Origin of the sequence: Burkholderia ubonensis (assembly GCF_902833085.1) — a bacterium.
Classification (GTDB): Bacteria; Pseudomonadota; Gammaproteobacteria; order Burkholderiales; family Burkholderiaceae; genus Burkholderia; species Burkholderia ubonensis.
The window spans coordinates 350,414-370,102 of the sequence record NZ_CADFEB010000008.1 but is presented as its reverse complement, the minus strand read 5'-3'; the positions used below and the strand labels follow the sequence as shown (position 1 = coordinate 370,102).

19 protein-coding genes and 1 pseudogene are annotated in these 19,689 nt (G+C 69.7%); 4 read left to right on the top strand and 16 right to left on the bottom strand.

Annotated features, from left to right (window positions below; genetic code table 11):
• Nucleotides 1–15 precede the first annotated feature (15 nt).
• Nucleotides 16–1,299, top strand: a complete 1,284-nt coding sequence (locus tag HWX31_RS23840; protein WP_174965251.1) for a glycosyltransferase family 87 protein — start codon at nt 16–18, stop codon at nt 1,297–1,299.
• On the opposite strand, the gene HWX31_RS23835 is transcribed toward HWX31_RS23840, so the two are convergent.
• The 13 genes and pseudogenes from HWX31_RS23835 to HWX31_RS23775 all read right to left on the bottom strand — a co-directional run bounded on the left by HWX31_RS23835 (nt 1,263) and on the right by HWX31_RS23775 (nt 13,859).
• Nucleotides 1,263–2,300 (bottom strand): TadG family pilus assembly protein, encoded by a 1,038-nt coding sequence (locus tag HWX31_RS23835; RefSeq protein ID WP_174965250.1) that lies wholly within the window; start codon nt 2,298–2,300, stop codon nt 1,263–1,265. The two genes, HWX31_RS23840 and HWX31_RS23835, sit on opposite strands and share 37 nt — an antisense overlap.
• Entirely contained in the window at nt 2,293–2,721 is a 429-nt protein-coding gene (locus tag HWX31_RS23830; RefSeq protein ID WP_174965249.1) for a TadE/TadG family type IV pilus assembly protein, read from the bottom strand. The genes HWX31_RS23835 and HWX31_RS23830 overlap by 8 nt, the downstream gene beginning before the upstream one ends.
• Nucleotides 2,718–3,560, bottom strand: coding sequence for a tetratricopeptide repeat protein (locus HWX31_RS23825; protein WP_174965248.1), 843 nt, complete (start codon nt 3,558–3,560; stop codon nt 2,718–2,720). The genes HWX31_RS23830 and HWX31_RS23825 overlap by 4 nt, the downstream gene beginning before the upstream one ends.
• The gene (locus HWX31_RS23820) at nt 3,557–4,501 is read right to left on the bottom strand and encodes a type II secretion system F family protein (RefSeq protein WP_174965247.1); all 945 of its coding nucleotides are present in this window, start codon (nt 4,499–4,501) and stop codon (nt 3,557–3,559) included. Before HWX31_RS23820 ends, HWX31_RS23825 begins: the two co-directional genes overlap by 4 nt.
• Nucleotides 4,498–5,475 carry a type II secretion system F family protein gene (locus HWX31_RS23815; protein WP_174965246.1) on the bottom strand — a complete coding sequence of 326 codons (978 nt, stop codon included), beginning with the start codon at nt 5,473–5,475 and terminating at the stop codon, nt 4,498–4,500. The genes HWX31_RS23820 and HWX31_RS23815 overlap by 4 nt, the downstream gene beginning before the upstream one ends.
• Entirely contained in the window at nt 5,472–6,872 is a 1,401-nt protein-coding gene (locus HWX31_RS23810) for a TadA family conjugal transfer-associated ATPase (protein WP_174965245.1), read from the bottom strand. The genes HWX31_RS23815 and HWX31_RS23810 overlap by 4 nt, the downstream gene beginning before the upstream one ends.
• Nucleotides 6,872–8,086 (bottom strand): CpaE/TadZ family protein, encoded by a 1,215-nt coding sequence (locus HWX31_RS23805; protein ID WP_174965244.1) that lies wholly within the window; start codon nt 8,084–8,086, stop codon nt 6,872–6,874. The genes HWX31_RS23810 and HWX31_RS23805 overlap by 1 nt, the downstream gene beginning before the upstream one ends.
• 27 nt (nt 8,087–8,113) lie before the next feature.
• Nucleotides 8,114–8,509, bottom strand: a pseudogene (locus tag HWX31_RS23800) (CpaD family pilus assembly lipoprotein); the annotation flags it as partial.
• A gap of 13 nt (nt 8,510–8,522) precedes the next feature.
• A complete protein-coding gene (locus HWX31_RS23795) occupies nt 8,523–9,905 on the bottom strand; it encodes a type II and III secretion system protein family protein (RefSeq protein WP_174965243.1) in 1,383 nt (460 codons plus the stop codon).
• Nucleotides 9,906–9,959: 54 nt separating this feature from the next.
• Nucleotides 9,960–10,979 carry a Flp pilus assembly protein CpaB gene (cpaB, locus tag HWX31_RS23790; RefSeq protein ID WP_175933970.1) on the bottom strand — a complete coding sequence of 340 codons (1,020 nt, stop codon included), beginning with the start codon at nt 10,977–10,979 and terminating at the stop codon, nt 9,960–9,962.
• A gap of 19 nt (nt 10,980–10,998) precedes the next feature.
• Nucleotides 10,999–11,478, bottom strand: coding sequence for an A24 family peptidase (locus HWX31_RS23785; RefSeq protein ID WP_059871246.1), 480 nt, complete (start codon nt 11,476–11,478; stop codon nt 10,999–11,001).
• A gap of 87 nt (nt 11,479–11,565) precedes the next feature.
• Nucleotides 11,566–11,748, bottom strand: coding sequence for a Flp family type IVb pilin (locus HWX31_RS23780; protein WP_059613819.1), 183 nt, complete (start codon nt 11,746–11,748; stop codon nt 11,566–11,568).
• 476 nt (nt 11,749–12,224) lie between these two features.
• Nucleotides 12,225–13,859: an ABC transporter substrate-binding protein gene (locus HWX31_RS23775; RefSeq protein ID WP_174963893.1), complete on the bottom strand. Its 1,635-nt coding sequence runs from the start codon at nt 13,857–13,859 to the stop codon at nt 12,225–12,227.
• A gap of 262 nt (nt 13,860–14,121) precedes the next feature.
• Between HWX31_RS23775 and HWX31_RS23770 the strand changes: the two genes are divergently transcribed.
• A complete protein-coding gene (locus HWX31_RS23770; protein WP_174963892.1) occupies nt 14,122–15,111 on the top strand; it encodes a sulfonate ABC transporter substrate-binding protein in 990 nt (329 codons plus the stop codon).
• Nucleotides 15,112–15,148: 37 nt separating this feature from the next.
• On the opposite strand, the gene HWX31_RS23765 is transcribed toward HWX31_RS23770, so the two are convergent.
• The 3 genes from HWX31_RS23765 to HWX31_RS23755 form a co-directional block, all read right to left on the bottom strand.
• Nucleotides 15,149–16,306 (bottom strand): iron-containing alcohol dehydrogenase, encoded by a 1,158-nt coding sequence (locus HWX31_RS23765; protein ID WP_174963891.1) that lies wholly within the window; start codon nt 16,304–16,306, stop codon nt 15,149–15,151.
• 142 nt (nt 16,307–16,448) lie between these two features.
• Complete coding sequence (locus HWX31_RS35015; RefSeq protein ID WP_244143818.1) at nt 16,449–17,810, bottom strand: hypothetical protein; 1,362 nt, start codon at nt 17,808–17,810, stop codon at nt 16,449–16,451.
• Nucleotides 17,811–18,044: 234 nt separating this feature from the next.
• Nucleotides 18,045–18,392, bottom strand: coding sequence for a hypothetical protein (locus HWX31_RS23755; RefSeq protein ID WP_174963890.1), 348 nt, complete (start codon nt 18,390–18,392; stop codon nt 18,045–18,047).
• A gap of 295 nt (nt 18,393–18,687) precedes the next feature.
• On the opposite strand from HWX31_RS23755, the gene HWX31_RS23750 reads away from it, so the two are divergent.
• Both HWX31_RS23750 and HWX31_RS23745 read left to right on the top strand, forming a co-directional pair.
• Nucleotides 18,688–19,182 (top strand): cupin domain-containing protein, encoded by a 495-nt coding sequence (locus HWX31_RS23750; protein ID WP_174963889.1) that lies wholly within the window; start codon nt 18,688–18,690, stop codon nt 19,180–19,182.
• Between the two features lie 166 nt (nt 19,183–19,348).
• Nucleotides 19,349–19,591 carry a hypothetical protein gene (locus HWX31_RS23745; RefSeq protein ID WP_174963888.1) on the top strand — a complete coding sequence of 81 codons (243 nt, stop codon included), beginning with the start codon at nt 19,349–19,351 and terminating at the stop codon, nt 19,589–19,591.
• Nucleotides 19,592–19,689 lie beyond the last annotated feature (98 nt).

Below are 19,689 nucleotides of genomic sequence, written 5' to 3'. Positions count from 1 at the left end.
GCCCGCATGCCGCCCATGGACATCCCCCGACAATCGGCGCAAGCGGCGCACCACCCCGTGCGCGCCTGGCTGACGCCCGCGCGGGTCGTCGCGTACAGCGCGTTCGTGCTGGCGTTCTATGCGATCTTCCTGTCGATCTGGGCGTGGGTCGCGCATCACGGGCCCGTCGCGTCGCGCCCCGGCTCGGACTACTCGGTGTTCTGGTCGGCGTCCTACGTGATGCTGCACGGCGACCCTTGGCAGGCCTACGATTTCCCGACCTTCTCGCGGATGTCGGCCCGGATGTTCCCGCATTTCCACCGCGAGGGCTTTCTCGCGTGGCTGTACCCGCCCACCTACCTGATGATGGTCGCGCCGCTGTCGCTGCTGCCGTTCGCACTCGGCTATCCGCTGTTCGTCGCGTTCGGCGTCGCGCTGCTCGGGGTCGCCGTGTGGCGCGTGTCCGGGTTCGCCGCGATTCCCGGCGCCGGCCCCCGCATGAAGCGCGTCGGCGCGTTCGCGCTGGTCGCGAGCCCGTGCGTGTTCGTCACCGCGATGTTCGGGCAGAACGCGTTCCTGACCGCGGCGTGCGCGGCGCTGGCCGTCTGCTGGGCCGACCGCCGGCCCGCGTGGGCGGGCCTTTGCATCGGCCTGCTGTCGGTGAAGCCGCAGATGGCGCTGCTGTTTCCGTTCGTGCTGGCGGCCGCGCGCGCGTGGCGCACGTTCGCGTGGGCCGCGCTCGCGACGACCGGCTTCGCCGCGCTCAGCGTGCTGGTGTGCGGCGTCGAATCGCTGCGCCTGTTCGTGGCCAGCACGGGGCTCGCCCGCGCGCTGATCCTCGAGCACGGCATCGTGTTCTGGTTCGCGTCGCCGACGCCGTTCGCGGCGTTCCGCCTCGCGGGCCTGCCGGTGGCGGCCGCGTATGCCGCGCAGGCGTGCGTCGCCGCGATCGCGATCGCGGCCGCGTGCGTCGTGTGGGCGCGCTCGCGCGACCCGCGCCTGCGCGCCGCGATGCTGATGGTCGCGACGCTCGCGTCGAATCCGTACGTGTGGCACTACGAGCTCGCGTGGCTCGGCGTCGCGCTCGCGTGCATGCTGGCGATCGGCTGGCGCGACGGCTGGCTGCGCGGCGAGCAGGCGATGATCGCGCTGATGTGGGCGCTGCCGCTGTACGAATACCTGAACCCGGTGTTCCACGCGCCGCAGATCGGGCCGGCCGTGACGCTGGGGGCGCTGCTCATGCTGCTGCGCCGCGCGCATTCCATGCATGAACAGACCCTGGCTCACAACGCGAGCCTCGGCGGCGCATACACGCCGTAGTACGGCCCGACGCCGCTCGCGACGCCGGTCATCTTGACGCCCGCGACGAAGTGGCCCTGGATGTACTTGTAGGTGCCGCCGAGCGACACGTCGATGTGAAACGCCGCGAACGCGACGACCGGAACGTAGGTGCTGGTGGCCGTCTGCGTGACGACGGGCAGCACCACCGTCGTGCCGACCGGCACCGACGTGTAGAGCGTGGCCTTCACGCCGGTCGCGAGCCAGATGCTGTCGCCGATGCTGAGCTGCGCGGGATTGCCGGTCGCCATCAGGCCCGCCATCGTCGTCACGTCGTTCGCGGTCGACTGGAACGACGTCCACTGCCCGCCCATGCACGTCGCGCCGTAGGTCTGGCCGTTCGTGATGATGAATTCGTACGGCAGGCCCGTCAGCGGATTGATCAGCGGCTGGTTGGTCGCCGCATTCCAGTACTGGTTGTACACGCACTGGTCGATCGCGACCGGGAACAGGCCGCCGGCCGCCACCCCGCCGGGCGCCGCCAGCACCGCCACCGCGGTCGCGCTGCCGGACGCGCCGGGAATCCCGAGCAGGCCGCCGAGCAGCAGCGGAATCATCCCGCCGTTCACGCCCGGCGCGCGCGACACGGTGACCTGCACCGCCGGCGCGTCGTAGGTGCCGGGCGTGATGGTGGCCGCCTGCATCGTCGCGGGGCTGCGCCCCAGGTTCCAGTAGCCGGCGGCGACCGTGCCGGTCGACAGTGCGCTGCCGGCGGCCGAGTTCTGCGCGACCGCGCCGCTCGCCGCCGTTGCCGCCTGCGACCAGTTCAGCGCGCCGCCGCTCGGCGCCATCAACGCATCCGCCCCCGCGATCGCGGCCGCGTCAGCGGCGTTCTGCAACTGGTTGCGGACCACCGCCACCCACGCGACGTCGATCGCCAGCGCGCCGAACATCAGCAGCGGAATCAGGAACAGCAGGAAGAACAGCGCGACGGAGCCGCGCTGCCGCGCGGATGCGGTACTTTCGCGGCCCGCGTCATTCATACAGCATCACCGAAGTCGCCGACACCGTGACCGGGCCGGTCAGCGCGCTGAACGCGGAGCCCAGCACGAGCCCTGAGTACGTATAGGTCACGGTCACCGTCAGCGCGCTGCCCGACGTCGTGCCGTTCGCCTGGGTGACGTTCACGGTCGGCGTCGTCGCGGCGCCGCCGGTGATCAGGCTGTTCTGCGTGTAGTTGAGCGCGACGCCGGCGACCTGCGTCGTGGTCAGCATCGGCGAGCGCACGACGACGCCCGCGCGCGCCGCCTCGCGGCTCGCGTTCGTGATGACCGCCTTGTCGCACAGGATCAGGCTCACGTCGATGATGCCGAGCAGCACCATCAGCAGGAACGGCAGCATCAGCACGAATTCGAGCGAGATGACGCCGCGCGCGTGGCGCTCGCCTGTCGCCCGGCGTGTCATGGCGCGGCTTCCGCGGCCGGCTGCGCGAGCGCCGGCCGCGCACCCGCCGTGCTCCCGCGCGCCCCGAGCCGCGCGCGCACCGCCTGGTAGAAGCGCAGGTTGTCGGCCACGGCCGACGCCGGCAGGTCGGCGGACAGCAGCTTCTTCGCCGAATCGGTGTTGCCGAGCACGCCGTACGCGAACGCGAGATTCTGGCGCGCCTGCCACGGCGCGTCGGGCAGCCCGGCGACGTCGAGCAGCACGTTCACGCCCTCGCGCGGCCGGTTGCCCAGCACGAGCGACAGCCCGAGATCGACGCGCAGCCCCTGCGCATCGGGATGCGCGCGCAGCGCTTCGCGATACACGGCCTGCGCATCCGCATGGCGCCCCTGCAGGTCGAGCACGGTGCCGAGCCCTTCGGCCGCGAGCGGATGGTTCGGCTGCGCGGCCAGCAGCGCGCGATACCGCTCGCCGGCCTCGTCGAGCCGGCGCTGCCGCAGCGCGACGCGCGCGAGCCCGAGCTGCGGGCCGAGCTCCGCCGGCGCCAGCCGCTGCGCTTCCGCGTAGAGAATTCGCGCGCGCTCCAGGTTGCCGGTGCGGTAATTCACGTCGCCGAGCCCGACGCGCGCCGCGAGCGCATCGGGATGCGCGGCGAGCACCTTCTCGTACAGCGTCGCCGCGAGCTCGACGTTGCCGCCGGCCAGCGCGCTGTCCGCGATGCGCATCTCGGCCTGCGGATCGTCGCTCTTGTGCGACAGCACCGGCCTCGGCTGGATGCCCGGCGCGCCGCAGCCGCCGGCCAGCACCGGCAGCACGGCCGCGAGCGCGATCGTGATCACGCGTGCGACGGATCGTGTCATCTGAACACCTCGAGCAGGCGGATCGCCGCCGGGCCCGCCGCGATCAGGCAGACCGTCGGCAGGATGAACAGCATCATCGGCAGCGTGATCTTCGGCGCGAGCTTCGCGGCCTGCTCCTCGAGCGCGACGATCTGCTCGGTGCGCTCGGTGCGCGCAAGCGTGCGCAGCGCCTGCGTGATCGGCGTGCCGAACCGCTGCGACTGCGCGAGCGTCGTCGCGAGCGAGCGAGCGGACGGCAGGTCGACGCGCGTCGCGAAATGGGTGAGCGTCGCAGCCACGTCGCCGCTCAGCGTGAGCTCGTCCGCGCACACCGACAGCTCGTCGGCGAGCGGCGGGCAGATGCGCGAAAGCTCTTGCCCGACGCGCCGGATGCCCGCCGCGAGGCTGTTGCCGGCCATCGTGCAGATCACCAGCAGGTCGAGCGCATCCGGCAGGCACCCGGCGATGATCCGCCGCCGCCGCCGGATCATCGCGCCGAGCACGTACTCGGGCACGATCACGCCGATCACGAACGCGGCGACCATCGCCAGCGCGCGGATCACGAAGTACTCGCCGAGCCGCGGAATGTACGGGCTGAACACGATCGCGACGCACGCGAACAGCACGCCGCCGCTCAGCTTGATCCCGATCATCGACGACACCGCGCGGCGCTCGCGAAAACCCGCGCGCGTGAGCTGCAGGCCGAGCTTCACGCGCTGCATCGGGTCGAGCACCGGCAGCCGCTCGCCGAGCTGCGCGAGCCGCCGCGTCACGTCCTGGCGGACGTCGCCCGGCTGCAGGAACAGCGCGGCCGGCGACGCCGCGCGCTGCCCGGCCGCCTGCCGCACGCGCGCGGCGATCCGCTTGCGCGTGCCGCCGCCGGGCGGCGCCAGCGCGAGCGCGACGCAGGCCAGCAACAGCAGCAGTTCGAGGCCGCGGGCGGCCAGCATCGACAGCGTCATCGCGCGGTCTCCATTCTCGAGATCTTGCGGATCACCAGCAGCCCGATCACGAGCAGCACGGCCGCGATCGTCAGCATCGTATGGCCGGCGTGCGTCGTGAACAGCAGCATGATGTACGAGCGGTTCACGAGAAACAGCGCGCCGATCATCACGAACGGCACCGCCGAAATGATGTTGGTCGTGATCCGCCCTTCGGCGGTCAGCGCGCGGCTTTTCAGGCGGATGTCGCGGCGCGAGCGGACGATGCTCGACAGCTCGTCGAGCGTCTCGCCCAGGCTGCCGCCGGTTTCGCGCTGCAGCAGCAGGTAGACGGTGAAGAACGAGAAGTCCGCGATCATCAGCCGGTCCGCCGCCTGCGTCAGCACGTCCTTCAGGTCCGCGCCCACGCGCAGGCTGTCGCCCATCGTCCGGAACGTCGAGCGCACCGGCTCGGCCGCGCTGTCGCCGACCGTGCTGATCGCCTGCGTGACCGGAATGCCGGCGCGCACCGCCCGCACGATCAGGTCGATCGCATCGGGAAACGCTTCGAGGAAGCGCAGGCGGAAACGCCGGATCAGCGCGAGATAGCTGCTGCGCAGCGCGACGAGCGGCAGCCCCGCGTAGACGAACGGGCGCACGAACCCCGGCGGCTCGATCAGCTTCACCGCGACGAGCGCCGTGAGCGCGCCGGCGATCGTGCTGGCGATCACGATCCGCACGCCGCCGTCGCCGCTGACCGCGCGCACCCGCGACACGTAGCGCTGCAGCCAGGCGCGCGCCCGGCTCTGCCGGCGCTCGAGGCTCAGCAGCGCGAGGCCGGAACCGTCGGCCGCGCCCGCGTCGCCGCCCGCATGCGCCGGCGACAGGCGGCGCATCCGCGCGCGAATGCGCTGCGCCGGCGCGTTGCGCGCGCGCTCGAGCAGCGCCGAGATCGCGAGCCCGATCCCGAGGAGCGCGACGAACGCGCAGGCCGCGAACAGGTCGGCGGCGCTCATTGCCGGAACACCTCGGCCAGCGCGTCGTCGACGCCGTAGTACGCGGCGCGCGCGGCGAACGCCGGCCGCAGCGACGACGCCTCGAACACGCCCTTCACCGCGTCGCGCGTCGTGTCGCCGTCCTGGCGGAACGCGAACAGGTCCTGCGTGATGACCACCTCGCCTTCCATCCCGACGATCTCGGTGATCCGCGTGACGCGGCGCACGCCGTCGCGCATCCGCTCGATCTGCACGAACAGGTGCACGGCGCTCGCGATCTGCCGCCGGATCGACAGCAGCTGCAGGTTCGCGTTCGCCATCATGACCATGCTTTCGAGCCGGCTGATCGCGTCGCGCGGCGAGTTCGCGTGGATCGTCGTCATCGAGCCGTCGTGGCCCGTGTTCATCGCCTGCAGCACGTCGAACGCCTCCGGCCCGCGGATCTCGCCGAGGATGATCCGGTCGGGCCGCATCCGCAGCGCGTTGCGCACGAGGTCGCGCTGCGAAATCCCGCCGAGCCCCTCGGTGTTCTCGGGCCGCGTCTCGAGGCTGACGACGTGCGGCTGCAGCAGCTGCAGCTCGGCCGCGTCCTCGATCGTCACGATTCGTTCGTGCTCCTCGATATGCTGCGACAGCGCGTTGAGCAGCGTCGTCTTGCCCGAGCCGGTGCCGCCGGAGATCACGACGTTCAGCCGGCACGTGCACGCGACCTTCAGCGCCTGCAGCATCGCGGGCGAGATGTTGCCCTGCTGCGCCATGCGCGCGAGCGTGATGTCGCGCTTCGCGAACTTGCGGATCGAGATCGACGGCCCGCGCATCGCGACCGGCGGCAGCACGACGTTCACGCGGCTGCCGTCGGCGAGGCGCGCGTCGACCATCGGGCTGCTCTCGTCGACGCGCCGCCCGACCGCCGCCGCGATGCGCTGCGCGACGCTCGTCACGTGCGCGTCGTCGCGGAACTTCAGCGTCGTGAGCTCGAGCCGCCCCGCGCGCTCGACGTAGACCTGATCGGGGCCGTTGACGAGGATGTCGGTCACCGTCTCGTCGGCGAGCAGCGGCTCGATCGGCCCGACGCCGAACATGTCGTTCAAAATCGCGTCGACGATCAGCACCTGCTCGCCGGCCGTGATCTTCAGCTGCTCGCGCTCCACCGTGTGCGCGGCCACCTGCTCGATGCCCGCGCGCACCTCGTCGCGCGACTTCATCAGCGCCGCCGACATGTTCATCGACGCGAACACGGCCGTGCGGATCGCGTCGAACTTGCCGGACCGGATCAGCGACTCGTGGTGGTCGGCCGCCGCGCGGGTCGGCATCGGCGCGGGCGCGGGCGGGCGCGGCGCGTTGACGGGCTCGGCGCGCTCGGCGCGCTCGGCCGGCGCGGAGTCCGCCGGCGGCCGGTTGCGGGTGCCGAATTTCATCACGTGCCTGTCCTCCATCTGACGAACCGCGCGTACCACGGCTCGGCCACGGCCATCGATTCGCCGGTGATGCCGTTCGCCAGCTGCCGGATCTCGTCCAGGAAGCCGTGGCGCTTCGCGCCGTCGATCGGCTCGCCGAGGTTTTCCGCGACGGCGAGCGTCTGCGGCTCGTGCGGCAGCTCGCGCAGCCTCACGCTGCCGAACGCCTCCTCGAAATCGGCCGGCTCGACGCGCCCCGCCACCGGCGCGAGCGGATTGTTCAGCACCATCGACAGCAGCCGCTCGCCGGGCAGCTCCCGCGTGAAGCGCGCGAGCCGCCCAGCTTCGTAGGCCGCGTGCACCGACCGGTCGGCGACGATGTACACGAGATCGGATGCTTCGAGCGCGTCCTCGAACAGGTGGCCGGCCGCGCTGCCGACGTCGAACAGCACGTAGTGGAAGCGGTCCTTCAGCATGTCGACGAGACCCGTGACGGCCTCGTCGCGCAGCGCCACGTCCGCGCCGTAGGCCAGCTCGGCCGACAGCACGTGCAGCCGGTCGCCCTTCGTGACGAACATGCGCTCGAACAGCGCGTCGTCCGGCCGCTGCTCCATGTTCAGCAGCTCGATCAGGCCGTTGTTGCTCGACAGCCCGAACATCGAGTTCGCGCCGCCGCCGTGCAGGTTCAGGTCGACGTACGCGACGCGCCGGCGCTTCTCGCCCGCGAGGCAGCGCGCGAGGCTCACCGCGATCGTGGTCGCGCCGACGCCGCCGCGCGCGCCGACGAAACTCACGGTCTTGCCGGTGCGCACCTGCACGACCGACTCGGTGGCCGTCAACGCGCGCCGCACCAGCTCGACCGTCAGCGGCTTGACGATGTAATCCTGCACGCCGATGCCGAGCAGGTTGCGGAACAGCCCGACGTCGTTCTGCGTGCCGACCGCGACGACCCGCACCGACGGGTCGCACACTTCCGCGAGCCGCATCAGGTCCGACACCGGCAGCACCGAGTCCGACACGTCGACGACGAGCTGGCGCGGCGAGCGCTCGTTCTGCTGCAGCAGGCGGATCGCGTCGTCGCACCCGCCGGGCTGCAGGTGCGCGCGCGTGATCGACAGATCCTTCGCGACGCGGCGGATCACGTCCTCGCTGCCCGGGTCGGACACGACCGCAATGAGGTCCGCCGCGCCGGCAGGGGCGGCGCGCTTGGGATTCCGGCTGGCGAGGACTTTCATGGCGGCGTGAGAGAAGCGTGAGTGGGATCAGCGGCCGGGCGAGCCGGTCGTCGTCAGCGTCTTGCCCGGCGCCGGCTGCTTGACGCGATCCTCGACGTAGCGGCGCACCGCGCCGGCCGCCGCTTCTGCATCGGCACCGCCGTACGGCACCGGCGCGACGAGATCCTCGGGCCGCGCGAGCATCGCCGCGAGGTTGCGGTAGGTCGCGCAGCCGAACGGCACGCCCGCGCGGCCGAACCCCGCATCGACGAGATGCGACGGCTGCATCAGCTTCATGCAGTCGGGCGGCACCGCACGCGCGCCGTCGAAGCCGATCGCGGTCGTATCGGGCAGGCTCAGCGGCGGCGGCGCCGACAGGCAGCCCGCGAGCGCCAGCGGCGTCAGCAGGCCCAGCGCGGCGACGGTCGTTCGAATTCGCATGAGCGCCCTCCCGAAGTCAGTAGACGAAGCCCGCGGCGCCGACCAGACGCGGCGTGTCGCCCGACAGCAGGTCGAGCCCGAGGTTGCGCTGCACCGCGAACTCCAGGTCGCTGCTCGGCCGCGCGACGGTGTCGATCGCCTGCTCGAGCTGGCCGGGCCCGGCCGGCTGCACGATGTACGGCGTGACGATCACGACGACCTCGGTCTTGTTGTCCTGGAAGTTCTTCGACGAGAACAGCCGGCCGAGCACCGGCAGCCGGCCGAGCCCCGGGATCTGCGACACGACGTCGCTCGTCTGGCTCTGCAGCAGCCCGCCGATCGCGAAGCTCTGCCCGCTCGACAGCTCGACCGTCGTCTCGACGCGCCGCACGCTCAGCGCCGGCACCTTGACGCCACCGGTCGTCACGCTGTTGGTCGGGTCGATCTCGCTGACCTCGGGCCGCACCTTCAGGCTGATCCGGTTCTCGGCGAGCACGGTCGGCGTGAAGTCGAGCGACACGCCGAACGGCTTGAACTCGACCGTGATCGCGCCGGTCGTGGTGCCGCTCTGCGCGACCGGAATCGGGATCTCGCCGCCGGCGAGGAAGCTCGCGGTCTCGCCCGACATCGCGGTCAGGTTCGGCTCGGCGAGCATCGTGATCAGCCCTTCCTGGTCGAGCGCGTCGAGCACGACGTCGATCGACCAGCGCCCCGCGCGGAACCCGCCGAGCACCGAGAACGCGCCCGTCGGCGACAGGTTGAACAGGCTCGTGGTCGGGTCGAACAGCGTGCGCCCGTTGAACAGCCCGCCGATGAAGTTGCCGGACCCGCCGAGCCCGCTCCAGTTGATGCCGAGCTGCTGCGTGATGTTGCGGCTCACCTCGGTCACCCTGACGCGCAGGTTGACCTGGATCGGGCGCGACAGCGTGAGCCGGTTGACGAGCTTTTCCTTGTCCTGCAGGTACGGCGCGAGCGACTGCATCACCGCGTCGGCGTCGGCCCCGCTCGGCACCTTGCCCGACACCATCAGCGAGCCCGGCGCGCCGGACACCTTGAGCTGCCATTGCGGAAAGCGGCTGTCGAGCACGCGCTGCAGCGACGCCGTATCGGCCTGCACGATCACGGTCTTGCGCAGGATCGGCCGGTGGTTCGCGCCGAGCGCGATCAGCGTCGTCGTGCCGGCCTTCTTGCCGAACACGAACACGGTGCGCGGCGACGGCACCTGAATGTCGGCGATGGACGGATCGGCGACGAACATCGTGGCCGCGGGCTCGGGCAGCGACAGCAGGTCGCCCTTGCCGGCCGCGAGCGTCAGCGGCGCGCCCGCATCCGTCGCGCTCGCGCGCTGCGCGAACGCGACGCCGGGCGCGGCAACACAAGCCATGCACCACAGAGCGATCCAACGAACCATGCGCACCATGCGTTTTCTCGTCAAATGCCCAAATGCCGGCCGCCGCGCGGCCGGTCCGATCCGTTACTGCGTGGCCGTCCCCGGCGGCTGCGGCGCCTGCGCGGCGAGATTGCCGCCGTTCGACGCGCCGTTCGATACGCCGGGCAGGCCCGGCAACCCGGGCGGCAGCGGCGGCACGCCGGCCACGCCGATGCCGCCGCCGCGCGCCCCGTCGTCGACCGTCGAGCCGCGATAGATCACCACCGTGTTGTTCTGCCGCGGCAGCCGCGCGCCGGCAGCCGGCGCGGCGGCCGGCGCGCGCATCGCGTCGCGGAACGCGCGCGACACGTCGCCGGCCCACACCGGCGGCGTGTCGGGCTCCTGCTCGTCGCCGCCCGCCGGCTGCCGCCGGTCGCTCGTCGCGAAGCTGCGCAGCGCGAGCGACAGCGAGCCGAGCCGCGTCGCGACCAGCACGACCTGCGCGGTGCGCGGCGCAACCTCGAGCGTGACCGTGCGCGCATGGACGGTCGCGTCCGCGCCGCTGGCAGGCCCCTTCGCGCGCTGGAATTCCGAGCCGACCGCGAGCACGCGCGCGCGCCGCACGACCGTCTCCGCCTCGTACGCGCCGGGCTCGGCCGTCGTGCCGCCGATCTGCTGGGTCAGCAGCACGTCGACGAAATCGCCCGGCTGGATCAGGCCCGCGTTGCCCGACACGTCGTCGACCGGCACCGAGATCGCGCGCATGCCGGGCTTCAGCGCCGCCGCGAGAAAATCCGGCGCGCCGGCCGCGATCACGTTGTCCGCGCGGATCGGCGCGCCCGCGCTCACGCGGTTGCGCAGCAGCGCGCCCTTCAGGTCCGCGCCCGGCTGCGATTCGACGAACGCGCCCGGCGGCACCTGCGCATGCGGGACGCGTTTCCACGCGAGATCGTTGTCGCGCAGCAGCAGCCCTTCCGGCAGGTCGGCGGCCGCGACGCGCACGCGCGCCTCCGCGGACTCGACGGGCGGCTTGGCGGTGGACGCGGCGACGTACAGCTCGCGCAGGATGAACGCGCCGATGCCGGCGGCAATGATCAGCGCGGCCATTCTCAGGGGTTTGGGCATGGCGGCGTGCGTCCCCCGGCTAAGTAAACGTGGCGGCGTGCGCAAACGCCGCCCAGACCGACAACGCGCCGCCCAGTGCGAGCGGGACTCCGTACGGCACGCCGCGCGTCGCGACGGGACGCGCGGGCGCGGTGCGGCGCTGCCGCGCGTCGGCCGCGAGCACCGCGACGCCGCACGCGAGACCGCCCGCGCCGACGATCGTCAGCACCGGGACAGCCAACGCCGGGCCGGCCCATAGAAACACGGCCGCCGCCAGCTTGACGTCGCCGCCGCCGATCCAGCCCGCGTGGCGAAGCCCGCCGAACAGCAGCAGCATCGCCGCGCCGGTCGCGACGTGGCCGGCCACCGGCGCGAACCCGTCGCGCACGAGCGCCGCCGCGACGAAGTACAGCGTCGCGAACGCCAGCACCGCGCGATTGGACAGGCGCCGCGCACGCAGATCCTGCACCGCGAGCGAAGCCAGCACGGCCGTGGCCACCGACTGCACGAGATAGAGCATGAGCGAAGCCGTCCGTCGGCGCGCCTCCGCGCGAGATACGTTCGACTGCTGCGGATCCGTGTGCGTCGGCGGCGCGGGGTCGGGGAATCAGATCAGGCCGGTCACTTTCGTGATCAGCGCGGTGAACAGGCTCGGCAAGCCGCCCGACGTGCTGCTCAGGATCGCGCCGACCGCCGCGAGCGCAACCACGACGATGCCGGCAAGCACCGCGTATTCCATCGAGCTGACGCCGCGTTCGTCACGCAGCAGGGACTTGGCGTATTGCAGCATGGCAACCTCCTTGCAAGGGGGTCGGTGATCGACCGTTGAACGTCATGGCGTTGCGTGACTCCGGCGGCCCTCACATCGGGCCGCTCGCATCCCCGGAGTCAACTCGATCGCTGCGCCGCCGGCAGGCACCTTGCCGACGACCTTGATTCGTCTTGGGTATAGACAATTTTCCGGACGAATTCAAATTATTTGGCGTCGGAGTGTATTTATGGATAGCACCCCGCAACAATCCAACAATTTGTCATTGCGCCGCAATTGTTTCTCGCGAAGCAACGCAATTCCGGATCGTTGATCGGGCGCGTGCTCGCCCCTTCACGAGCGAATCGGCCGTTCACCGCGCGCGAGCAGCGCGTCGATTTTCATTGCATTTTCGGGCCCGCGCGTCGGCTTGGATTTATTACCGATGCGCTCGCGCGGCTCGGTAAAAACGACGAAGCCGGATCGATTTATTCGTGCGGTTTTTACTGCCTATTGCGTCAATCGAGCCACACGCCGTCGAACCGGTGTCCGCCCAGCGGCGAGAATGCGAGGCCGTGCACGCGCGTCGACACCGGCAGCGACACGATCGAATGCGCGATCGGCGTGAACGGCACCTGGTCCTTGAACACGACCTGCGCCTGCTCGTACAGCGCCGTGCGCCGCGCGACGTCGGCGTGCGTGCGCGCCTGGTCGATCAGCCGGTCGAATTCCGCGTTGCACCACTTCGACAGGTTGCTGCCGTGCACGGCGCCGCAGCCGAGCAGCGCGCCCAGCCAGTTGTCCGGGTCGCCGTTGTCGCCCGACCAGCCGTACAGGATCGCGTCGTGCTGCCCCTCGAGCTTCGAGCGCCGGTTGTATTCGCCCCATTCGTAGCTGACGATCTTCGCGCGCACGCCGAGCTTCGCCCAGTCCTGCTGGATCAGTTGCGCCATCAACTGTGCGTTCGGGTTGTACGGGCGCTGCACCGGCATCGCCCACAGCGTCAGCTCGAAGCCGTTCGGAAAGCCCGCGCGCGCCAGCAGCGCCTTCGCCGCCGCGAGATCGCGCGGCGCGTCCTTCAGCCGCGGGTTGTACGACCATTGCGCGGGCGGCATCGGGTTGGTCGCGATCTTCGCGTCGCCGCCGAAGACGGTCCTGATGATCGCGGCCTTGTCGATCGCCATGTCGAGCGCGCGCCGCACGTCGACGCGGTCGAGCGGCGCATGCTGCGTGTTGTACGCGACGAAGCCGACGTTGAAGCCCATCCCCGAGAACAGCGTGAGCTTCGGATCGCGCTTCACCGTGTCGAGATCCGCGGGCCGCGGAAACACCGACACCTGGCATTCGCCGCTCGCGAGCTTGTGCAGCCGCGTCGCGGAATCGGGCGTGATCGCGAACACCAGGTGCGCGAGCTTCACGTCGTCCGGCTTCCAGTAATCGGGGTTCGCATCGTAGCGGATCACCGCGTCCTTCTGGTAAGCGCGCAACTGGAACGGCCCGGTGCCGACCGGCAGCTGGTTGATGTCCGCCTCGCGATGGCGCGCCGCGAGCTGCGACGCGTATTCGGCCGACAGGATCGATGCAAAGGCCATCGCGAGATTGCGCACGAAGATCACGTCGGGCGTCTTCAGCACGAAGCGCACCGTGTCATCGTCGACCTTGTCGATGCGCTCGATGTTGCGGTCGAAGCCGAGATCGCTGAAGTACGGGAAGCTCGTCGGATATGCCTTGCGGAACGGATCGTCCGGATCGAGCATCCGGCGGAACGTGAACACGACGTCGTCGGCCTGGAACGGCCGGGTCGGCTTGAACCATGCGGTGGTCTGGAATTTCACGCCGCGCCTCAGGTGGAACGTGTAGACGCGCTGGTCGGGCGACACGTCCCAGCTCGTCGCGAGCCCCGGCTCGGGGTCGAGCGTGCCGCGCTTGAACTCCACGAGCGCGTTGTAGATCGTGAACGTGCTCGCGTCGAAGTCGGTGCTCGTCGTGTGCTGGCCCGGGTCGAAGCCGGCCGGGCTGCCTTCGGAGCAGTACACGAGCGTCTTGCCGGCCGGCGCGGCTAGCGTGTGCGACGCCGCGAGCGCGCACAGCGCGCCGGCGAGCACACCGAGCCTGAGGCGACGCGCGACGGACGGAACGAAAAGAGTCTTCATGATGGCGATGACGGTGAGAGAAAGCGCGATGGACTGCGCTTCATCTTCGCGCGCGCGACGCCAATCACTTACCAATTAATTCGCCATTGCTTATCGCAGAGGAAGCGTCGGAGCGTGCCGACGCGTTCGCTGATTCGCTGCTTTGGATATGCGCAAAGATTGGTTGGTGCAGCCCGCCTGCCGACGTAAGGTCTTGGGTCCGTCACGCGTGGAGTGCACCATCTCCCGCTGCGCTTCCGCTTCCCTGCCCCGAGACTGCCCGATGAGCAAACGTCACACCCCGATCGACACCGCCCCGGCCGATTCGCGCCGCCGCCGGCTGCTGCACGGCGCAGCCGCCGGGCTGGCAGGACTCGCGCTCGCGCCGCTCGCCGGTGCGCCCGCCTATGCGCAACGCAACGCCGCGCGGCTGCGGATCGGCTTCCAGAAATACGGCAATTTCGTCGTCCTGAAGGCGCGCGGCACGCTGGAAAAGCGGCTCGCGAGCCAGGGCGTCGCGGTCGAATGGCTCGAGTTTCCCGCCGGGCCGCAACTGCTCGAAGGGCTGAACGCCGGCGCGATCGACGTCGGCACGGTCGGCGAAACGCCGCCGATCTTCGCGCAGGCCGCGGGCGTCGACTTCGTCTACATCGGCAGCGAACCGCCCGCGCCGCGCGGCGAAGCGATCGTCGTGCCGCCCGATTCGCCGATCCGCTCGGTCGCGCAGCTGCGCGGCAAGAAGGTCGCGCTCAACAAAGGCTCGAACGTCCACTACCTGCTCGTGAAGGCGCTCGAGCACGCGGGCCTCGCGTATGCCGACATCCAGCCGGTCTACCTGACGCCCGCGGATGCGCGCGCGGCGTTCGTGCAGCGCAACGTCGATGCGTGGGTGATCTGGGACCCGTACCTCGCCGCCGCCGAACGGCAGCTGAACGCGCGCGCGATCGCGAACGGCGAAGGGCTCGTGCGCAACACGCAGTACTATCTCGCCGCGCGCAAGTATGCGGCCGCGCAGCCGCAGGTGCTGCGCGCGCTGCTCGACGAAGTGGACGCGGTCGATCGCTGGGCGCGCGACCACGTGCCGGACGTCGCCGCGCAGCTGTCGCCGCTCGTCGGCCTCGACGCGCCGACGCTCGAAGTCGCGCTCAAGCGCGCGGGTTACGGCGTCCAGCCGATCACGGATGCGACGCTCGCGTACCAGCAGAGCATCGCCGATGCATTCAGCACGCTGAAACTGATTCCGGGCAAGGTCACGGTCGCGAACGCGCGCTGAGCGCGGCGCAGCGGGTGGGCGCCCGCGCCGGCCCGCGTCACCACGCCTGCCGGTAGATCTCCAGCGCATCCGCTTGCGTCACCTCGCGCGGATTGTTCACGAGCAGGCGGGTCTGCAGCATCGCCTCGGCCGCCATCCGCGGCAGGTCGCCCTCCGTCACGCCGACTTCGCGCAGCGTGCTTGGAATGCCGGTCGCGGCGATCAGCCGGTCGATCTCGTCGATCAGCGCGCGGGCTTTCGCTTCGTCGCTGCCGGCGGCGGCCGGCGCGACGATCGCCGCGAGTTCCGCATACAGCGGCGCGGCGGCCGGCGCATTGAAGCGCAGCACGTGCGGCAGCACGAGCGCGTTCGACAGGCCGTGCGGCACATGGAAGATCCCGCCGACCGGATACGCGAGCGCATGCACGGCCGCGACGGGCGCGTTCGCGAACGCCTGGCCGGCGAACATCGCGCCCACCAGCATCGCTTCGCGCGCGCGGCGGTCACGGCCGTCGTCGCAGACCGCGAGCAGGTTGCGCGACAGCAGCGTCAGCGCACGCCGCGCCAGCATGTCGGACACCGGGTTCTTCAGGCGCGCGGACGTATAGGCCTCGATCGCGTGGACCATCGCGTCGATGCCGGTCGCCGCGGTGGCCGCGCGCGGCAGGCCGAGCGTCAGCTCGGCGTCGAGGATCGCGACGTCGGCCAGCAGGTGCGGCGACACGACGCCCATCTTGCGCGCTTCGCCGACCGTCACGATCGACACCGCCGTCACTTCGGAGCCGGTGCCGGCCGTCGTCGGCATCTGCACGAGCGGCAGCCGCGCGCTCGTGACCTTGTCGACGCCGTACATTTCCGAGAGCGGCTGCCGTCCGGGCACGAGCGCCGCGAGCAGCTTCGCGACGTCCATCGACGAGCCGCCGCCGAGGCCCAGCACGATCTCGGCGTCGGCCGCGACCGCCCGCCCGGTCGCCTCCAGCACCACGTGCTCGGGCGGATCGGCAACCACGTCGTCGATCACGGTCACCTGCCAGCCGTGCGCGGCGAGGCTCTCGAGCGCCGGCGCGAGCACGCCGCTGCGATGCAGGAACGCATCTGTGACGACGCACAGCCGCGCCAGCGCCGGAAAACGCTCGCGCAGCAGCACGCCGAGCCGGCGCGCCGCACCGAACTCCACGATCAGCGACGGCACGGTGCGGAATTGAAACGGGTTCATCGGGGGGCTCCTTGATGGGGTGGCGCGCCGGGGCGACGTGGCGGCTTGCGTCGCGGCGATCGCGCAGCGGAATGATCCTGCTCGAACCGATCCGCTGAAGATGCGGCGTTTCCCGATGGGCGTCAAGTGCGTTCGCGGCGCGCTAACGCTTCGCCTGGGCCAGGAGCGACAGCAAGCGCTGGCGATCCTCGCGAAGCACGTCGCGCACGTGGGACCGGCTTCGGCGTCGGGCTCGCGCGTCGAACGCGGCCTCTCCGAACAAGGGGGCCAGCCCTGACATCCGGCGTTCTCCAACGCGCTCGCCCAGCCATTCGTGCAGCGGCTCGTCAATGAACGGAAAGGCTTCGTGCGACGTGCGCGGCAACGCAATCGCGCGCAGCGCCGTCAGGTTCAGGATATCGACCACGTCGCGGTCGAACGTGATCAGGCTCGGCACGTAGAACGCCGATTGCTCCGGCCCGCTCAGCGTGTTGGTCAATTCCTCCATGAAGCGCGGCATCGCGAGATCCCATGCGGCATTCCGGAGCAAAGCCAGCGGCTCGACCTGGTTCTGCAGCGCGTTCAGCTTGTCCGAAAGCTGGCAGCGTCCGCCGCGGCTCAGAATGTCGGCACACACGAACAGCTCGCGCAGCATGAACGTGGAAAGATCGTCGTGCATGAACCGCACCAGCTCTTCCAGCTTGTGCCCGGGCGATTTTCCCGACGCCAGTTCGATGATCTTGGTCCTGACCAGCACGGCCTCCATGAGATCGACCTGGCTGTCGATCGCATCGGCCAGCCCGGACTCCAGATCGCGATAAAGCCCGGCAAGCAACTGGTCAGCGGCGGCTTCGGCCATTTCCCGGCAGGAAGTCCTGTAGCGAATTCCCCAATTCGCATCGAGCGGCTCGCGGATCAGCGACAACGCGTGTATCGCGGCGATCGACTCGCGCACCCGGGCCACCCGCTTCGCGCTGCGGTCGTTCCGGTTCTCCCACAGATACAGATACGGATTCAGGCGGGCGAGCTCGTCGGCGGGAATCGTCGCGGATAGCGCACGACACCACTGGAGCAGCGCGTCGTGCGGCCGTTCACGGTAGGCCAGCGATCGGATGTAGCTCGCCGCATTGGAATCGACGAACGTGCCGTGTCCGATTCCAAAATGAACGAGGGCATCCGTCGCGATCGCCTCCCGGTCGAATACCCAGAGCGACTTGCCCCGGAACACGGTCGCGACGAATCCGGTCTCGGACAACTGCTGTCGCCTGAGCTTGAGGTTCGATCGGTCTTCGGTGTCGGCATAGATCACCCGCCAGTCCGCCAGCAGGTCGCTATTGCGCCGATAAGCCTGCAGCGCACTGTGTGTGCTCGGCGCCATGCCTACCTCGTTGAGTGCGGCCTGCAGTTCGAACCGGCCGCTTGCTTTGCTTGAATGCATGTCGGGCTTGAATCGATGTGTCGACAAAACGTCGGAACGCGGCCGACGCATGGGCGCGGGCATGACGCCCGTGTCTGCTTCGTCCATCTTTCTCCAGGATCGTTCCAGCCCATTCGCGACAATCGTGCGGCGCCCTGCTACTTCGACACGCCCCGCACCATCGGCAAGGCCGGTGCGCTGGCCGAAGGCAACCTGGGCATGTCTTCACCCGGATAAGGCTTGCGAAATGAAATCCCGCAAGCCTTGCCGACGCAAAATCCACGACACGCTCAAGCGGATTTTCGCGCCCCGTCCAGCGTGCGCCGCCGGGAACACGCGTCGTCAAAAACAGGTCGTGGGATAACGGGCGTCCCACCGAAGGTTGGGGTGCTTCTTGAATACGTGGCAAGCCCTCCCGTTTCGGCTCACCGTGATATGCCTGCTGTTGGGCGCACCTCTGGGTACGTATCCACCAGAGTGCTCCCCCATGATGAAGGTGCACTTATCGTTCTTGAATGCGTTACGTAACGCTTCGTCGCTCGAATTCCTTATCCTGGCGGGCCAACCGCTCAGCCCCCCTTTGTCTTTATAGCGGGGTGAAAAATTGCACCTTTCGGCTTGTGCGCTCCCCACCATGGCGAACAGAACCAGCATCACATACAGATACTTCGCAGTGGAACGCTTGAACATGATTTGCTCTCCTGATTGGCTGATCCGCATGGACCAGTATTGAAACAACGGCGGTACGCCCGGGCCCCCTCAGATCACTGCGGCGAGCACCGCCGGATGATTGGCCGACAGCTCGACAGCCTCGGCATGTCGATTCGGCGATGTCCCATTGTGTCGAGCGAAGGCAATCGCGCCTATAGATCGAAAGTCACGCGCGAGGTCATGGGCGCAAGGTCGTGGCCCTTCGAGACGCGGAACGGAAACCGCCTACAATCGACGCCATGCGCGTTGCCCGCGTGACATCGAGGAGCCGTCCATGCCCAAGATCGATCTCGCCAATGTCCCGGAGCGCAAGGGCTCCGGCTATCCGCCGCCGTTCGATGCCCGCTGCGCCGAACGCATTCGCCGGCGGCTCGGCGATGCGGGCGGGCTCGCCGACTTCGGCGTCAACCTGATGCGCGTGCCGCCCGGCAACTGGTCGAGCCAGCGTCATTGGCATACGGCCGAGGACGAATTCGTCTATGTCCTCGCAGGCGAGCTGACGCTGATCGAGGACGGCGGCGAGACGGTGCTGCGCGCCGGCGACTGCGCGGCGTTCCCGAAAAACGCCGGCAACGGCCATCACCTGGTCAACAGGTCGGGGGCGATGGCCGTCTATCTCGAAGTCGGCTCGCGCTCGCCCGACGACGTCATCACCTGCTCCGACGTCGACATGATGAGCCCGAGCGCGGACGGCCGGTTCCTGCACAAGGACGGCACGCCTTATCCGGCATCCGGCGGCGACTCGCACACCGGATCGCCGGCGGCATGACGATGCACGCCGCCCGGCGCGCGCAATTCTTGATTTCAAGTCAAAAGTAATTCGCTTTTGACGCTGTGTTCACTAAAGAGCAAAGCGGGCACACTCGGTCCCGTCGAACGCACCGCCAACGCGTTCGAACCGGCCCACCGAAACGTCTTCGCAGGAGCTCGTCAACATGAACGCACCGATCGACCGCCAGCCGTGCCGCAGCGGGGCCGGCGATCACCCCGCCGAAGGCCTCCGCGCGCCCGCGCTTGCCGAAGCGGCATACACATGGCAAGCCGTCGCCGACGGCATCTACGCAATCGCATGGCGGAGAACCGAAGGCTCGACCGCCGCCGGTCAACCAGCTCGTCGCTCGCGTGCGACGTCGTCACCCGAACTGAATCGGCTCGAACTCAGCCTGCGAGGGCTGTGAACGCGTTCGCATCCGGTCCGCCCCGACGCCTCGACTTTTTTCCCAACCGCGTGTACAACACGGCGACTGACGCGCCCGTCGGACGGGCGCATCGTTTT

Coding starts and splice junctions, on each gene's coding strand:
- HWX31_RS23840 (WP_174965251.1), top strand. CDS start 16: ATGGACATCCCCCGACAATCGGCGCAAGCGGCGCACCACCCCGTGCGC.
- HWX31_RS23835 (WP_174965250.1), bottom strand. CDS start 2,300: ATGAATGACGCGGGCCGCGAAAGTACCGCATCCGCGCGGCAGCGCGGC.
- HWX31_RS23830 (WP_174965249.1), bottom strand. CDS start 2,721: ATGACACGCCGGGCGACAGGCGAGCGCCACGCGCGCGGCGTCATCTCG.
- HWX31_RS23825 (WP_174965248.1), bottom strand. CDS start 3,560: ATGACACGATCCGTCGCACGCGTGATCACGATCGCGCTCGCGGCCGTG.
- HWX31_RS23820 (WP_174965247.1), bottom strand. CDS start 4,501: ATGACGCTGTCGATGCTGGCCGCCCGCGGCCTCGAACTGCTGCTGTTG.
- HWX31_RS23815 (WP_174965246.1), bottom strand. CDS start 5,475: ATGAGCGCCGCCGACCTGTTCGCGGCCTGCGCGTTCGTCGCGCTCCTC.
- HWX31_RS23810 (WP_174965245.1), bottom strand. CDS start 6,872: ATGAAATTCGGCACCCGCAACCGGCCGCCGGCGGACTCCGCGCCGGCC.
- HWX31_RS23805 (WP_174965244.1), bottom strand. CDS start 8,086: ATGAAAGTCCTCGCCAGCCGGAATCCCAAGCGCGCCGCCCCTGCCGGC.
- HWX31_RS23795 (WP_174965243.1), bottom strand. CDS start 9,905: ATGGTGCGCATGGTTCGTTGGATCGCTCTGTGGTGCATGGCTTGTGTT.
- cpaB (WP_175933970.1), bottom strand. CDS start 10,979: ATGCCCAAACCCCTGAGAATGGCCGCGCTGATCATTGCCGCCGGCATC.
- HWX31_RS23785 (WP_059871246.1), bottom strand. CDS start 11,478: ATGCTCTATCTCGTGCAGTCGGTGGCCACGGCCGTGCTGGCTTCGCTC.
- HWX31_RS23780 (WP_059613819.1), bottom strand. CDS start 11,748: ATGCTGCAATACGCCAAGTCCCTGCTGCGTGACGAACGCGGCGTCAGC.
- HWX31_RS23775 (WP_174963893.1), bottom strand. CDS start 13,859: ATGAAGACTCTTTTCGTTCCGTCCGTCGCGCGTCGCCTCAGGCTCGGT.
- HWX31_RS23770 (WP_174963892.1), top strand. CDS start 14,122: ATGAGCAAACGTCACACCCCGATCGACACCGCCCCGGCCGATTCGCGC.
- HWX31_RS23765 (WP_174963891.1), bottom strand. CDS start 16,306: ATGAACCCGTTTCAATTCCGCACCGTGCCGTCGCTGATCGTGGAGTTC.
- HWX31_RS35015 (WP_244143818.1), bottom strand. CDS start 17,810: ATGGACGAAGCAGACACGGGCGTCATGCCCGCGCCCATGCGTCGGCCG.
- HWX31_RS23755 (WP_174963890.1), bottom strand. CDS start 18,392: ATGTTCAAGCGTTCCACTGCGAAGTATCTGTATGTGATGCTGGTTCTG.
- HWX31_RS23750 (WP_174963889.1), top strand. CDS start 18,688: ATGCCCAAGATCGATCTCGCCAATGTCCCGGAGCGCAAGGGCTCCGGC.
- HWX31_RS23745 (WP_174963888.1), top strand. CDS start 19,349: ATGAACGCACCGATCGACCGCCAGCCGTGCCGCAGCGGGGCCGGCGAT.